This window comes from Paracoccus fontiphilus, assembly GCF_017356265.1.
Classification (GTDB): domain Bacteria; phylum Pseudomonadota; class Alphaproteobacteria; order Rhodobacterales; family Rhodobacteraceae; genus Paracoccus; species Paracoccus fontiphilus.
The window spans coordinates 54,228-66,546 of record NZ_JAFNAW010000008.1; the positions used below are offsets into that span (position 1 = coordinate 54,228).

Consider the following 12,319-nt stretch of genomic DNA (forward strand, 5'->3'; position numbering starts at 1 on the left):
CATGACGCCGCGCGCGTTCGCTGACCGGGAGAGCTCGGGCGCTAAACATAGTGGCGGCCCAGCCTTCGTTTCCTGCGCGACAAAGGCGGCGCGGTCTTCCTCATCACCACCGCCACCGCCTTGTGGCCGTTCGGGTTCATTGCGGTGATCAGGCGGGCAAGGCCGTACCAGAGCGGTGCAGTCAGCAGCCAGGACGCGGCCTTGACCCAGATGAAGGGCAGCATGACAAGGGCGCCGACTGCCATCGTGTAGGGCATCGGCAGGCCGAGGAGCCTGGCCTGGCGCGACAGCCCGAGAATGACGGCATGGCGCTCCATCAGCTGAAGACCGCCTTCAGGTCCGCCACAAAGCCCGGCGCGCCAAAGACCAGGAAGGCACCAACCGCAATCATCAGCACCCACATCCAGCTGATCTTGTTGAAGGCGGCTGCAAAGCCTGCCAGCACCAGGGCCACTGTGAAAAAGACAGTGGCGATGTTGCCGCGGATCCAGGCGACGAAGTCGTTCCCGACTGTATCAGCCTTTGTGAAGTCTACGCCCGATTGCGCCAGGGCATCGCCGGCCACAGCGGTCACAAGGAGTGCGGTGAGGAGCAAGGGCATCAGAAGACGTGTCTGTGCCATGATAATGGCCTTTCCTAGTTTCGGAGGAGGCGGTCGCGTTCCGCCAGCACGCGGAGCACGTAGTCTCGGGTTTCCCCGTAGGGCGGAACGCCTCGGTAGCGTTCGACGGCGCCAGGCCCAGCGTTGTAGGCGGCAAGCGCAAGTAACGGTGAGCGGAATACCTGCAGCTGCAGGAGCAGGTAGCGGGCACCGCCGTCGAGGTTCTGCATTGGATCGTGCGGGTTCACGCCAAGCTTTGCGGCAGTGCCGGGCATAAGCTGTGCATAGCCTATGGCACCCTTGTGGCTCACCGCACGGGGATTGAAACGCGACTCCTGCCAGACCAAAGCCTGGAACAGCGCGGCCCATTCCCGCGGGGATATATTATTCTCGGCGAGGGCAGGATGATGCTGGTAGCGGAGCGCCACATCTTGCGTGGCATCGATACCGGTTGCACGGTGGCTAGAGCCGGGCAGATCAGAGAGCGACGCATCCCGAGAGGCAAGGAACAACATAGTGTTCTTGAGGTTAGCTTCCCCCTTGTCGGGGGCGGCACGTTCCCGTCCTTGCGAATTGATGCGACGGCCATCAGCATCAAAGCGCTGCACAAAACTGGATCCTGGAGTACCGGTCTGCCTTCCGCTTGCATCGAAGCGGATAACGTCGGCTGCGGCAGGCGAAACAAGTCCGATCAGGCTGATCAAGATGCCAGCTCTGAAAGAAATATTTGGTTCTCGTTTGAAGGAGGTTGCCGTTTCCACGACAAGCGGCCAAACAAAATTCCTGCGGTCTGGACTATACGAATTGAAAACGTCGGATGCGCAGGACGCGTCTTTTTTGCCTAAGTTAGAGCCGCGCGACCATGGTGATGCCTTTGGCTCCGGGAATGACTGTAGCAGTGATCCCCAAGTCAATCTGTGCGTTGAACAGCCCGGTGGTGGTCTTGATCTCCTTGTACGTGTAATCTGACGGATCGAGCCTACGTCCAGATTGCTCAGCCCGCCGTCGTTCGCGGTACAGGTCTCTCTGAGTGACAACCACCCCAAAGCGGCCTGTTTCCGGCTCAAAGGCCACCAGGTACCAAGAGCCCCGGACCGTATTTTGTGCTGGGACAGGGTCTTCGGCACAAACAACGTGAAGTTCCCAGCCGTCCAGGAGTTTTTCCCTACACATGTCAAGGGTGAGCACCTCGTTGCTAACCTGGACTTGGTTGGTCATGCGACGCGCTCCCAAAGGTAATCCGACGCGTCAACGTCAGACTATCAAAATACGTATCCACAAGGCAAGTAGGTAAAATTCATCTCACCCTGTCTACCAACTCTTTTTTATCCGTGTTGGCCAAGTCACTTCAAGCCGTGGCAACGATCAGCGTGATCCTGCTCAGGTGAATTTATATTACATTTGAACACCATGAAGCCGAATGGAACTCGACGAACCACAGCAGTTCCTGAGTTTTCGGCTACTGGTGGCCCGCCAGCCGGTGTCGCCATCCGCAACTGCTGCCAGCATGGGCTTGATACCTTGTTGGGTAATACTAACACGCCTTCTTCACCGACGGTGCCTGCCGCGACCTGCCCAACGGTCGATACGTCGGAGCTGGATATCCTGCAATCGTCTTGCTGCGATCACAATGATGGAGAAACTTATGCAGGAAACTTAGGTTGAAACCGGCTAACGGCGCCGAAGAAGTAAGGTCCTCAATCTCAGGCCGGCAGAAAGGATGAACGGGGGGATCGTCAAGGAATAGTGGCCGCAGTTTGTTTCCAGGATATTCAACCTGGCTCCCGCGTCTCTCAGTTGGTCCACAAACCGCTTCGACAATTCAGGCAATACCACCCTGTCCCTTTGGGCCAGAACAATCAGGATGTCCAAATCTGGCCGAGCGAGCCGCTCGGTGTAGTTCTCCAGGTTGATTGGTCCCCAAGCCCTGTTCAGATCGGATAATTTGATCGACGGCTCCAAGCTGACACGGATCGACTGTGTTGCGCGACCCGTCCAAACCATATCGGCAAGGCTTCCCGCCGTTAAAAACAACGCCGCCTTCTTGACCGTCCTATCGTGTGCCGCAATCAATCCCGCTATCCAAGATCCCAAACTTATTCCGAGTACAGAAATCTCTTGGTAACCCTGAGCCTTCAGCCAACGTATGAGCTTTCGTCCATCCAATACTGCTTGTCTCACGGACTGTATGGTTCTGCCGAGATTTGCGCTCAGCATATAGTCAGCATGAGAGGAGCCCGGGCGCTTTCGCTCAAGATGATAGGGCAACGCGATTTCAACAACCGTTACGCCTTGCTGCGCAAACAATTTTGCCAGGAAATCATTCCGGGATCGGGCGTTCCAGTGATGGAACACGACCAAGGCTCGATCGAAGCCTTTGCCGGGTTTTATCCGAGCGAATACTGTATTATTTTCGCTAGTTCCCGTGGATATAGCCGAAGGAAAACTGATCAACCCATTGTCCACCTTGATCGACAACTCGGACCCGACCGGTTCATCGAAATACGAAGGATCTGCTGCGGCCCGATCAGCGAGATGACAAAAGTCTGCGACGGTTGCGGCATTGGTTGCTCCCGGAAAGGCCAGTTTGGCAGCAAGGACGAAGTCCGATGCTGCCTTTCCCTTCTCTCCGCGCTGCGCTCGTCGCTCATCCCAACGATCAAGCCACCTGTAGAGCATGCGGGTTTTCCTCTCGCTTATCGTCCACGCCGAAAGCTTGGATCGATCAAACTGTATACTGCGAGCAGACTGCCGATGCTTAGCATCATGGAAAAGCCGGTGAATAGATCGATGAGCAGGTAATTGACCACTAGCATTCCCACAACCCCAAACATCAACCCCCAACGCGGAGGAGTCGGACGATGACCATTGCCCAGTTGCCCTCCATATAAATCGTCAGGAGCATTTTGCGCTTCTGCGTGAACGAAAATCCGGTGAACTCGAGTGGCTCCGTGCAGGAAGACGGTACATGTCGTCAGCACGACAAGCAGGCTGCTATAAAGCGTCGGTCTACTGTAAGAAAGTCGCTCTATAGCCGCTTGTTGTCCGCTCACGACCGACATCAGGTCGTCCACAAGCCAGGCGACGATTGACTCTGATCGCGATAGCATGAACATATTTTGTAACCTCATACAGATAGCGATAAGTATCCCTAAAACGGTACATCGGAATATGCCGAGCATCACCTTGGTAGAGGATCCAAGAAGTTCTTCTCGCTTATCGGCAGTTGACAAAAGTTTTGGTACCCGGCCGATCTTCGATAAATCGTGGGCCAGTGTGAAGAGTAAGATCAAGCCTGCAAAGAAAATAAAGAAGCATACGCCCATATAGAGGTACGCGGCGCTAGTAAAAGCAATAGCTTCCGGTACCGATATGATATCAGGACGGTAAATTGCTATCCGGCCCCAGTCTACCCCGAAGTTGCCGGGATCACCTTTTAGCAATGGAACTAAGCATTCATTGATCCACTGAGCAGCAGCAGCGACAGGCAAACAGACTACCAAGCATGCCCAGTATGAATATGAGTAGGCCTCAACGCTGTGCCTCCAGCCGAAATCAAGCTGGTCTTCTGTTTCAAAGGTCAGATTTGCACGGGCATCTTTTTTCCAGCTGGCGATCAACTCGCCCGCGAATACCAGATAAAGCGGAAGGAGTACCAAAAAGAGAACCGTCCAGTTCGGCGCCCACAAAAAACCCACCTGCTTTGTCGGTGCGCTTGAATGGCCGTAGAAGACGCTATGAATATCGACAACGTAGGAAAAGAAGCCCAGTGTCACGGCACCGGCAAAGACCGCCGCCGGCACATCCAGCAAGGAATCTCTACTGAAGAGTGCCTCGGACCAGCGTGCCAGACTGAAGCGCCGCAGTGATTCAGAAGGGGTATCCTTGGGTGATTTCTCTACGTCTTGGAATTTCTCGTACTGGTAAGCCGATTGCTGGGCTGCATTCGTGGTCTCCAACGCATCGTGGCCCTGTTCGCTGATCTGCTTTCGTCTCTTGGCTGTCAGCCGCGATTGCGCCGCACTTAGTTCTACTTGCCATTCGCTGGTCGCATCCGGATCATCACACCCCAGTATCCTTGCCAGCCACCGGATGTTGGTTGTGCTGATCCCCTTATTGTTTTTCTGAAACCAGAGCTGGACGGTTCTCAGATCAACGCCGACGCGATTGCCATCGATCTGTGAGATCGCTTCGGCGAGAAGCTCGGGCGTCCATGGGCCGGCGGGAAACCCATCTTTGTCCGCCGGCCGACCTGCACCTGCGGCAGCTATTTGGGCAAAGAGTTCCTTGAAGTCACTCCCGTCCTTCGGGGGTGGCAGAAAAAACTTGCTGTTTTTTCTCAAAGGTTTGGCGGGTTCCATTTCGTTTCGTTTCGCCTGACTTCGTATCCTCTCGTGACTTCTTTCTTCATGGAAGCACAGCTACAGGGAGGCAGGAAGGATTTTGTCAGTCCAAGCGCGTGAGACATCGGCATAAACGTTCCTTGCGGACCGAGAAGTTGATCACCTGGCGGAGGGATTCATGATGCACCAGGACCACACGACAAAACGGGAGGCAATCCTAATGGAAACCGTAGTGGATGGACGGACAACACGCGCGCTTTATCGCTGGAACACGGGCGAATTTTCACAGATTTCCGTGCCGGACAACTTTTTCTTCGATCCTTCGAGAGCCATCCGTCCGCAGACGTACTCACAATCACCCGTTGCCACGCGAACCCAGGAGGAGTAATCATAATACCGATCTGCCTAGCAGATAGGTGAAACGCGATGACACATTGGCGCAGGATACGCGACATCGTCGCAGGCGGACTGATCAACGCATTCTTGGTCTCCATGCCACATTCCGCCTTTTCCTACCCCATTGATTGCGCCATTTTGCTCTGTATGGCTGGCAGCTTTCCGGCATCGGCTGAATGCGCAGCCGCCAAAGCCGAGGTGATCCGTCGCATCACCCCCTGGCCCGTTGAGCCGCCGTTGCAACTCTGGCGATGCCCGATGGGAAGCAGCCCAAGCCTGCCGATTGAAGGCGGGGAAATCTTGTCTCCGGAGATTACGGCTTATCGTGACGCGATTGAGGTCTGGCACCTTGCCAAGCATGTGACGAATGGCAGTGGAGGCCGGGACATCTATCTGACAACCCTGAGAGGCACCTACGATGAGGCGGGTCATTTTGTGCGACAAAGCGTTGGCGAGAATGACTGGCCAGCGTGGCTCCAATCCACCGTCCAGGCAAGAACTGGAAGCACGCTCCTCAATAGTTACGGCACAAGCTTTCGGGCGATCGTGCTGCGCATGCAGGATTACACCGGCACATACTTCACGGAATGGGTCAGCTACTGACGTCTTCGTTGGCGCGCGAGCATTCCACGACGGAGATAACAGACAACGAGGTCACAAAAACGGTCACTTAGAAATGGAAAACCCCCGCGCGGGGTCCGCACGAGGGAAGGTTCGATAACACAGGTTTGCAGACCTGTATCAGCTCTCGAGTTAGGAGCGATCGTGATTGAATCCTTCCCATAAATCAAGCCTGAAAACGCATCCGTGCGAACGAAGGCGTAATGGCTGCGGCTCCCGTGCTCCCAGTTTCCGAGGAGCAAATGGTACAAACCTTCACAGCAATGGCCGATCCCTTTCGCAGCCTGCCGCGTTCTCCAATCCTACCTTACGGATGGCAACGCGACACCTTCATTCACCTTGTTGAGCGGGTCGCCCCGCACCTCGGCATTGGCCGGGCAGCCGCGCATACATGGGCCCGGCTTGCTTCCATGACCCGGCCCGGCGACTGGGTAGAACACGGCCGAGAGCCCAGCGTTTACGCCGCTGCGTCCGAGCTCGCGAAAATTCTGGCTCTCTCGGATGCACGGTTGCGGGCGCACACGGCGCGGCTGGAGCGGGCAGGGCTTATCGAGCGAAGGACAGCCGCAAACGGCAGCCGATCGCGCCACGCGGGAACTGGTCTGTTCTTCAGCGGCGTCATCAACCGGTTTTCCGAACTGAACGCCCTGGACGCGCAACTGACCACGGCGCGGCGCAGGGCGATCTATCTCCGAGGTCAACGTAGCACACATTGGCGCTGCCTTCGTCAGGTTTTGGAGCAACTCCACGATGTTGCCTCCCAAGATGCGCGTGTCCAAGCCATAGCGGCCGCTTTTGCTGCTTGGCCTCGCGCCGATCGGCTGCATGCCATGACCCTGGACACGCTTGCCGCGCACGAGATCGAAGCAGATATATTGACGCAAGCTGCCCTCGATCTGCTGGAAACGCTCCAGAAATCGAGCGATCGACCGCTCAAAAACGAGCGGTCCCATCTACAAGATACAAGCGAAGATTTTTCCTTGTCTTGTGACGCTCACCCTGGGAGGCAACGGCCTGCCGAAGAACGGGCGTTTGGCCGACGCTCCAGCGGGTCGCCGCAAACAGCAAACCCAGATGCCGGGAACGGGTTTGACACGCGACCGATAGCCTCCGGAAGCGAATGGCTTGGCCAACTCGGCCCTGAGCGACTGTTCTGGCTGGCCTCACCTGAGATGCAGTTCTACCTGTCGGGGCGGGCCGATCCCCAGTGCCTGAGGTGGCACGATGTCATCTGGACGGCTGAGCGGCGGGTTCTGGACCTGAGCATCCACCCCTCGGCCTGGTCCAGTGCCTGCGCTGCAATGGGGCCGGATTGCGCGGCACTGGCCATGCTGATCCTGGACGCACGCAGAACCGATCCCGTGACGCCGATCATCAGCCCCGGCGGATATCTGCGCGGCATGACGCGGGCTTGGCTGCAGGGTGACCTGAACCTGATGGGCAGTCTGATCGGGCTCAGCGAACGCCGGCGACGGGAGGAGGCACCATGACCGGTCATTGCGTTGTTGCGGCCGCCCTGCTGGCGATGGTCTTGGTTCCCGTCCCTGCAAAAGCGCAGGCTCCGGTCTGCGTTCCCCCAGAAGAACCCTGGGTGCCGCAGAAGGACGCAGACATCCAAGCCTATGTCGATCTGGTGGCGGCCGATTTCGAACGGTACTTTTCGGATCTGACCCGGTATTTCCAGTGCCTGGAGCAGGCGTGGCAGGATGGTCTTGCCCATGGCCGCCAGGTCTCTTCCGCGCGCGACGTTTTCCTAGCGCGGGCGAGGGCGCTTGGCCTGGGGGCAAACCTCGGTGTCGATCCAATGGAGCCGTCGGGACGGAGGCCGGAATGAGAACTGGCGCACCGCTCTTTATGATGGTGATGGTCGCGGCTACTCTGATGGGTACGATGCGGCTGCCGACGCCCAGGGCTGCGATCGAGGGTCCGGCGCGGGTGATCGATGGCGACACCCTTGTCATCGGCGGGTGGCATACCCGCATCTTGGGTATAGACGCCCCAGAACTTGACCAGACCTGCCATGCCTCAACGGGGCAGACCTGGGCTTGCGGTCGGGACGCCAGACAGGCCTTGGCGGCGCGCGTGGGCCGGCGGCAGGTTTCCTGCCGTGTTGCTGGTCAGGACCGCTATGGCCGCGCACTTGCCCGCTGCGCCACAGGAGGAACTGATCTGGCCGGCTGGCTGGTCCGCGAGGGATGGGCAATCCCTGCCGGCAACGAGCAGAAGAGGTACAGGGCCGCCAGTCAAAAGGCCCGCGCCAATGGGGCAGGCATGTGGCGAGGCAGCTTCATTCGGCCTGCGGACTGGCGCAGGGCAGGGGACCCGCAGCGGAAGAAAGGCGCAGTCCATGAACGATGATGCCCCCTCCTACCGGCTCGGGCACCTGCATTTCGGCGACGATGCTCCGAACCTGCAATGCGTGCTCGCGCGGGCCCATGAGGGGCATGCCCGCCCCCTGTGCCAATGCTGCCAGGCTGAGCCGCCCATGTACGTGGCCTTGATCAACGGTGTGTTTTACCTCAAGCGCATGCCTGGAACCGGGCATATGCATGACCCTGCCTGCCCATCCTTCGACACACCCCCGGAGCTCTCAGGACTTGGGCCGCTGGCCGGGCAGGCGATCGTCACGGACAAGGCAGGCGACACCACGCTCAGGCTTGGCTTTTCGCTGTCCCTTCGAGGAAGCAGACACGGATCGGAGGCCGAAGACAGTGACTCCGAGGCGGCATCGGTGACCGCCACCGTGCGCAAGCTGCGGCTCCTCGCCCTTTTGCATTATCTCTGGCACGCTGCGGGACTGACCACATGGCGAAAGGCTTACGGGCGGCGCAGCTGGTGGATCGTGCACCGCGAACTCTGCCTCGCGGCAACCCGTGCTCGGATCCGGGCCGGTCCACTGTCGGACATCCTCTTTGTTCCGCCACCCTATGTCGTTGAGGACAAGGAGCGCCTGGCGGGAGAGCGGCGGCGCTTTCTCGCCAGACTGCAGCCGGTGGCAGGTAAACCCACGGGGCTTGGTCTGCTGGTGGCCGAGCTCAAGGGGCAGGAGCCTTCGCAATACGGCCGCAAGCTCCGCTTCAAGCATCTGCCGGACTTTTCCGTTTTCATCGACAGCGACACAGCCCGGCGGTTCGACCGGGCTGCCGCCCGAAAGGTCCGGCTCGTCGAGGCCACGCCGAACAGCCATCTGATGGCGATCGCGACCTTTGCCGCAAAAGGCAGTTATGCCGAGATCCGCGAGATTGCCCTGATGGCGGTCGATGCCCGGTGGGTCCCCTTTGCGGGCGAGCGCGATCACGCGCTGCTCGAAGCCCTCGCCGAGCGGGATTTCGTTCGCTGCCTGCCCTACAACCTGCCGGCGGATGCGCCCATTGCCACCGCCGTGCTGCTCGATGCCGAGAGACCGATTGCGCTCTATGCGCCAGCCCCGGACATGGCGGGGGATCGCGAGGAGGAGCTGCACCGGATTGCTGCAGAGGGCCTCTATCCCGCCTGGCACTGGCCGGCATCAGACTTCGACATGCCGGAACTTCCTCGGAGACGAGAAGGCAGGTGATGGATGTGGTCCGCACCGAACCGATGGCCGCAAACTATCAAGGATCCGAATCCCTGCGGCCGAATCGATTCAGATTTCTCATTGGACCTATCCTGCACCTGGGCGCAGACTCTCCGCCATGGTGGTCACAAAAGCTCTATGCTGCGCTGATCCGGCACCAGCTGGACATGCTCTTCCCGAGCCTCCCGGCGCCATGGCCCCACGATGTCTCGGCAGGTCTTTCGACAGCAGGCTTCACACCATTTCTGCACGCCATCCCATGACACAGGGAGGACACGTTCATGCCCAACTTCACCGCCCATGACCATCCGGCCCTGGCGGTCGGCTGCCCCACCTGCGGCAAGGCGCCTGATGAATGGTGCTGCGGCGCCAACGGCCAGCCGTCGCGCGATCTGCACAAGGCGCGTCAGGCCGAGGCGGACCGGCAGTTCATCGACCAGCATGGCTACGGGGCAGCCATCATCCATGCCGCGTCCGGGTGGCTGATCGACCCTCAGGGTTGCGCTCGGGACTGACGATCAGGGCCTTGGGTGCAATATCCGCAGCCGGTCACAAGGGACCGGCCGCAGCCAGCCATTCATCGAGCTTCGACCAGCGGCGGCGTCCCGAGACGTTCTTCACGGCAATGGCCACGGCCTTCTTCTGGCCAACGAGCACCACGAGCTTCCGGCCGCGGGTCACGCCGGTGTAGAGGAGGTTGCGCTGCAGCATGGTGTAGTGCTGGGTCATCACCGGGATCACCACCGCCGGGTATTCCGAGCCCTGGCTCTTGTGGATGGTGGCGGCATAAGCGGGCACCAGGGTGTCGAGCTCGCCAAAGGCGAAGGTGACGGTGCGATCGTCAAAGCAGACCGCCAGTTCGCCCTCATCCGCATCCACGTCCTCGATGGTGCCGATGTCGCCGTTGTAGACCTCCTTGTCGTAGTCGTTCTCGATCTGCATGACCTTGTCACCCGGCGCGAAGGTCCAGCCGAACCGCTCGACCTTCCTGTCGCCGGCCGGGTTTAGCGCCTTTTGCAGCTCGATGTTGAGCGAGCGGGCGCCGACACCGCCCCGGTTCATCGGGCAGAGCACCTGGATGTCCTTGATCGGATCCAGCCCGAAGCGGCGGGGAATGCGGCGGCTGACCAGTTCCACGATGCGCGCCACCGCCTCTTCCGGATCGCGCGCCGGCACGAAGTAGAAGTCCGCCTCGCCCTCCGGTGGCGCGAGGTCGGGCAGGCGTCCGGCATTGATCGCATGCGCGGTGGTGATGATCTTGCTTTGCGCAGCCTGGCGGAAGACCTCGGTCAGACGCACCACCGGCACGGCACCCGAGCCGATGATGTCCGCCAGCACCTGGCCCGGTCCCACTGAGGGCAACTGGTCGATGTCGCCCACCATCAGAAGTGCTGCGGTTGTGGGCACGGCCTTCATGAGCGACTGCATGAGCGGCACGTCGACCATGGAGCTTTCGTCGACGACCAGCAGGTCGCAGTCGAGCGGGCTGTCCTCGTTGCGCTTGAAGGCAAAGGCCTTGGGGTCGAACTCCAGGAGCCGGTGGATGGTTTTGGCCTCCATGCCGGTGGTCTCGGTCATCCGCTTGGCCGCGCGGCCGGTGGGCGCTGCGAGCAGGAGCTTCACACCCTTGGCGGCCAGAATGCGCAGGATGGCGTTCACGATCGTGGTCTTGCCCACACCGGGCCCGCCGGTGATCACCGTGACCTTGGAACTGAGCGCCAGGCGGATCGCCTCGGCCTGGCTCGGGGCCAGGCTGAGGCCGGTCTTCTCCTCGATCCAGGGCAGGGCGCGATCGGCATCGATGGCGGGCCAGGGCAGGGGGCCTCTCCGCAGCCGCTCGAGATGCCCGGCGATGGCACGCTCGGCCTGGTAGAGTCCAGTGAGGAAGATGCACTCCGCCTCGCCCACCCGGTCCGCGGTGACCGAGCCCTCGGCAAGCTCCTCGCCAATGGCACTCACGATCAAGGCGGGCGGCACCTCGAGGAGCTTTTCGGCAAGCCCCGTCAACTCGGCCCGCGGCAGCCCGCAATGGCCATCCCCCATGGCTTCGCTCAAGGCGAAGGACACGCCCGCGCGAACCCGGATAGGGGCGGTCTTCTCGATGCCGAGCTTGCTGGCAATGAGATCCGCAGTGCGAAAGCCGATGCCGCGGATGTCGCGGGCCAGGCGATAGGGGTTCTCGCTCATCACCTGTACGGCGTCGGTGCCGTAGGTCTTGAAGATCCGCACCGCCCGCGCGGTGCCCACGCCATGCTGGTGCAGAAACACCATGATCTCGCGGATGACCTTCTGGTCGGCCCAGCCCGCGGTGATCTTGGCCGCACGAACCGGGCCGATGCCGCCCACCTCGCGCAGGCGTTCGGGCTCGGCCTCGATGATGTCGAAGACGTCCTTGCCGAAGGCCTTCACCAGCCGGCGTGCATAGACAGGTCCGATCCCACGGATCATGCCGGAGCCCAGGTATTTCTCAATGCCCTCGATCGAAGAGGGCGCGGAGGTCTTCAGGAACTGCGCCTTGAACTGCAGGCCATGGGTGCGGTCGTTGAGCCACAGGCCTGAGGCGGTGATCCATTCGCCCGCCGAGATCATCGCGGCATGACCGACCACGGTGATGAGATCGCGGTGCCCGCGTGCCTTGACCCGCAGGACACAGAAGCCACTCTCGGGACTGTGGAAGGTGACGCGCTCGACCAGGCCCGCGAGAACCTCGGTGGGACTTTGGGCCTCTGGAGACATCACCGGCGCCATCCACATTCCTCGTCAACAACAGCGTGACATTTCCCGACCGCAGGTTGCACCGCA

General features: G+C 60.2%; 13 protein-coding genes. 6 read left to right on the forward strand and 7 right to left on the reverse strand.

Annotated features, from left to right (window positions below; all coding sequences use genetic code 11):
• Nucleotides 1-41: 41 nt before the first annotated feature.
• The 6 genes from J0F76_RS04875 to J0F76_RS04900 form a co-directional block, all read right to left on the reverse strand.
• Entirely contained in the window at nt 42-317 is a 276-nt protein-coding gene (locus J0F76_RS04875; RefSeq protein ID WP_207466347.1) for a VirB3 family type IV secretion system protein, read from the reverse strand.
• The gene (locus J0F76_RS04880; protein ID WP_278250399.1) at nt 317-622 is read right to left on the reverse strand and encodes a TrbC/VirB2 family protein; all 306 of its coding nucleotides are present in this window, start codon (nt 620-622) and stop codon (nt 317-319) included. Before J0F76_RS04880 ends, J0F76_RS04875 begins: the two co-directional genes overlap by 1 nt.
• Before the next feature lie 14 nt (nt 623-636).
• Nucleotides 637-1,305, reverse strand: a complete 669-nt coding sequence (locus J0F76_RS04885; RefSeq protein WP_242689990.1) for a lytic transglycosylase domain-containing protein — start codon at nt 1,303-1,305, stop codon at nt 637-639.
• A 142-nt stretch (nt 1,306-1,447) separates the two neighbouring features.
• Nucleotides 1,448-1,819: a hypothetical protein gene (locus J0F76_RS04890; RefSeq protein ID WP_207466351.1), complete on the reverse strand. Its 372-nt coding sequence runs from the start codon at nt 1,817-1,819 to the stop codon at nt 1,448-1,450.
• A 453-nt stretch (nt 1,820-2,272) separates the two neighbouring features.
• Nucleotides 2,273-3,280, reverse strand: a complete 1,008-nt coding sequence (locus tag J0F76_RS04895; protein ID WP_207466353.1) for an RcgR family putative quorum lactone hydrolase — start codon at nt 3,278-3,280, stop codon at nt 2,273-2,275.
• Nucleotides 3,281-3,297: 17 nt separating this feature from the next.
• Complete coding sequence (locus tag J0F76_RS04900; protein ID WP_242689991.1) at nt 3,298-4,962, reverse strand: RcgA family putative transporter; 1,665 nt, start codon at nt 4,960-4,962, stop codon at nt 3,298-3,300.
• 474 nt (nt 4,963-5,436) lie between these two features.
• Here J0F76_RS04900 and J0F76_RS04905 point away from each other — a divergent pair, with 474 nt between their 5' ends.
• The 6 genes from J0F76_RS04905 to J0F76_RS04930 all read left to right on the forward strand — a co-directional run bounded on the left by J0F76_RS04905 (nt 5,437) and on the right by J0F76_RS04930 (nt 10,032).
• Nucleotides 5,437-5,943: a hypothetical protein gene (locus J0F76_RS04905; protein ID WP_242689997.1), complete on the forward strand. Its 507-nt coding sequence runs from the start codon at nt 5,437-5,439 to the stop codon at nt 5,941-5,943.
• A 281-nt stretch (nt 5,944-6,224) separates the two neighbouring features.
• The gene (repC, locus tag J0F76_RS04910; RefSeq protein WP_207466355.1) at nt 6,225-7,451 is read left to right on the forward strand and encodes a replication initiation protein RepC; all 1,227 of its coding nucleotides are present in this window, start codon (nt 6,225-6,227) and stop codon (nt 7,449-7,451) included.
• Nucleotides 7,448-7,795, forward strand: a complete 348-nt coding sequence (locus J0F76_RS04915) for a hypothetical protein (RefSeq protein ID WP_207466357.1) — start codon at nt 7,448-7,450, stop codon at nt 7,793-7,795. The genes repC and J0F76_RS04915 overlap by 4 nt, the downstream gene beginning before the upstream one ends.
• Before the next feature lie 56 nt (nt 7,796-7,851).
• The gene (locus tag J0F76_RS21345) at nt 7,852-8,319 is read left to right on the forward strand and encodes a thermonuclease family protein (RefSeq protein WP_423227360.1); all 468 of its coding nucleotides are present in this window, start codon (nt 7,852-7,854) and stop codon (nt 8,317-8,319) included.
• Nucleotides 8,309-9,517, forward strand: coding sequence for a DUF1173 family protein (locus J0F76_RS04925; RefSeq protein ID WP_207466361.1), 1,209 nt, complete (start codon nt 8,309-8,311; stop codon nt 9,515-9,517). The genes J0F76_RS21345 and J0F76_RS04925 overlap by 11 nt, the downstream gene beginning before the upstream one ends.
• A 281-nt stretch (nt 9,518-9,798) precedes the next feature.
• On the forward strand, nt 9,799-10,032 hold the full coding sequence (locus tag J0F76_RS04930) for a zinc finger domain-containing protein (RefSeq protein ID WP_207466363.1): 234 nt from the start codon (nt 9,799-9,801) through the stop codon (nt 10,030-10,032).
• 34 nt (nt 10,033-10,066) lie between these two features.
• Here the strand turns inward: J0F76_RS04930 and recD2 are convergent, their stop codons facing one another.
• The gene (gene recD2 / locus J0F76_RS04935) at nt 10,067-12,265 is read right to left on the reverse strand and encodes an SF1B family DNA helicase RecD2 (protein WP_242689992.1); all 2,199 of its coding nucleotides are present in this window, start codon (nt 12,263-12,265) and stop codon (nt 10,067-10,069) included.
• Between the last annotated feature and the right edge of the window lie 54 nt (nt 12,266-12,319).

What these genes read in the sequence shown, in the direction of transcription:
- J0F76_RS04900 (WP_242689991.1), bottom strand. Translation starts at nt 4,962, where the DNA reads ATGGAACCCGCCAAACCTTTGAGAAAAAACAGCAAGTTTTTTCTGCCA.
- recD2 (WP_242689992.1), bottom strand. Translation starts at nt 12,265, where the DNA reads ATGGCGCCGGTGATGTCTCCAGAGGCCCAAAGTCCCACCGAGGTTCTC.
- J0F76_RS04905 (WP_242689997.1), top strand. Translation starts at nt 5,437, where the DNA reads ATGCCACATTCCGCCTTTTCCTACCCCATTGATTGCGCCATTTTGCTC.
- J0F76_RS04890 (WP_207466351.1), bottom strand. Translation starts at nt 1,819, where the DNA reads ATGACCAACCAAGTCCAGGTTAGCAACGAGGTGCTCACCCTTGACATG.
- J0F76_RS04930 (WP_207466363.1), top strand. Translation starts at nt 9,799, where the DNA reads ATGCCCAACTTCACCGCCCATGACCATCCGGCCCTGGCGGTCGGCTGC.
- J0F76_RS04875 (WP_207466347.1), bottom strand. Translation starts at nt 317, where the DNA reads ATGGAGCGCCATGCCGTCATTCTCGGGCTGTCGCGCCAGGCCAGGCTC.
- J0F76_RS21345 (WP_423227360.1), top strand. Translation starts at nt 7,852, where the DNA reads ATGCGGCTGCCGACGCCCAGGGCTGCGATCGAGGGTCCGGCGCGGGTG.
- J0F76_RS04895 (WP_207466353.1), bottom strand. Translation starts at nt 3,280, where the DNA reads ATGCTCTACAGGTGGCTTGATCGTTGGGATGAGCGACGAGCGCAGCGC.
- J0F76_RS04925 (WP_207466361.1), top strand. Translation starts at nt 8,309, where the DNA reads ATGAACGATGATGCCCCCTCCTACCGGCTCGGGCACCTGCATTTCGGC.
- J0F76_RS04880 (WP_278250399.1), bottom strand. Translation starts at nt 622, where the DNA reads ATGGCACAGACACGTCTTCTGATGCCCTTGCTCCTCACCGCACTCCTT.
- J0F76_RS04915 (WP_207466357.1), top strand. Translation starts at nt 7,448, where the DNA reads ATGACCGGTCATTGCGTTGTTGCGGCCGCCCTGCTGGCGATGGTCTTG.
- repC (WP_207466355.1), top strand. Translation starts at nt 6,225, where the DNA reads ATGGCCGATCCCTTTCGCAGCCTGCCGCGTTCTCCAATCCTACCTTAC.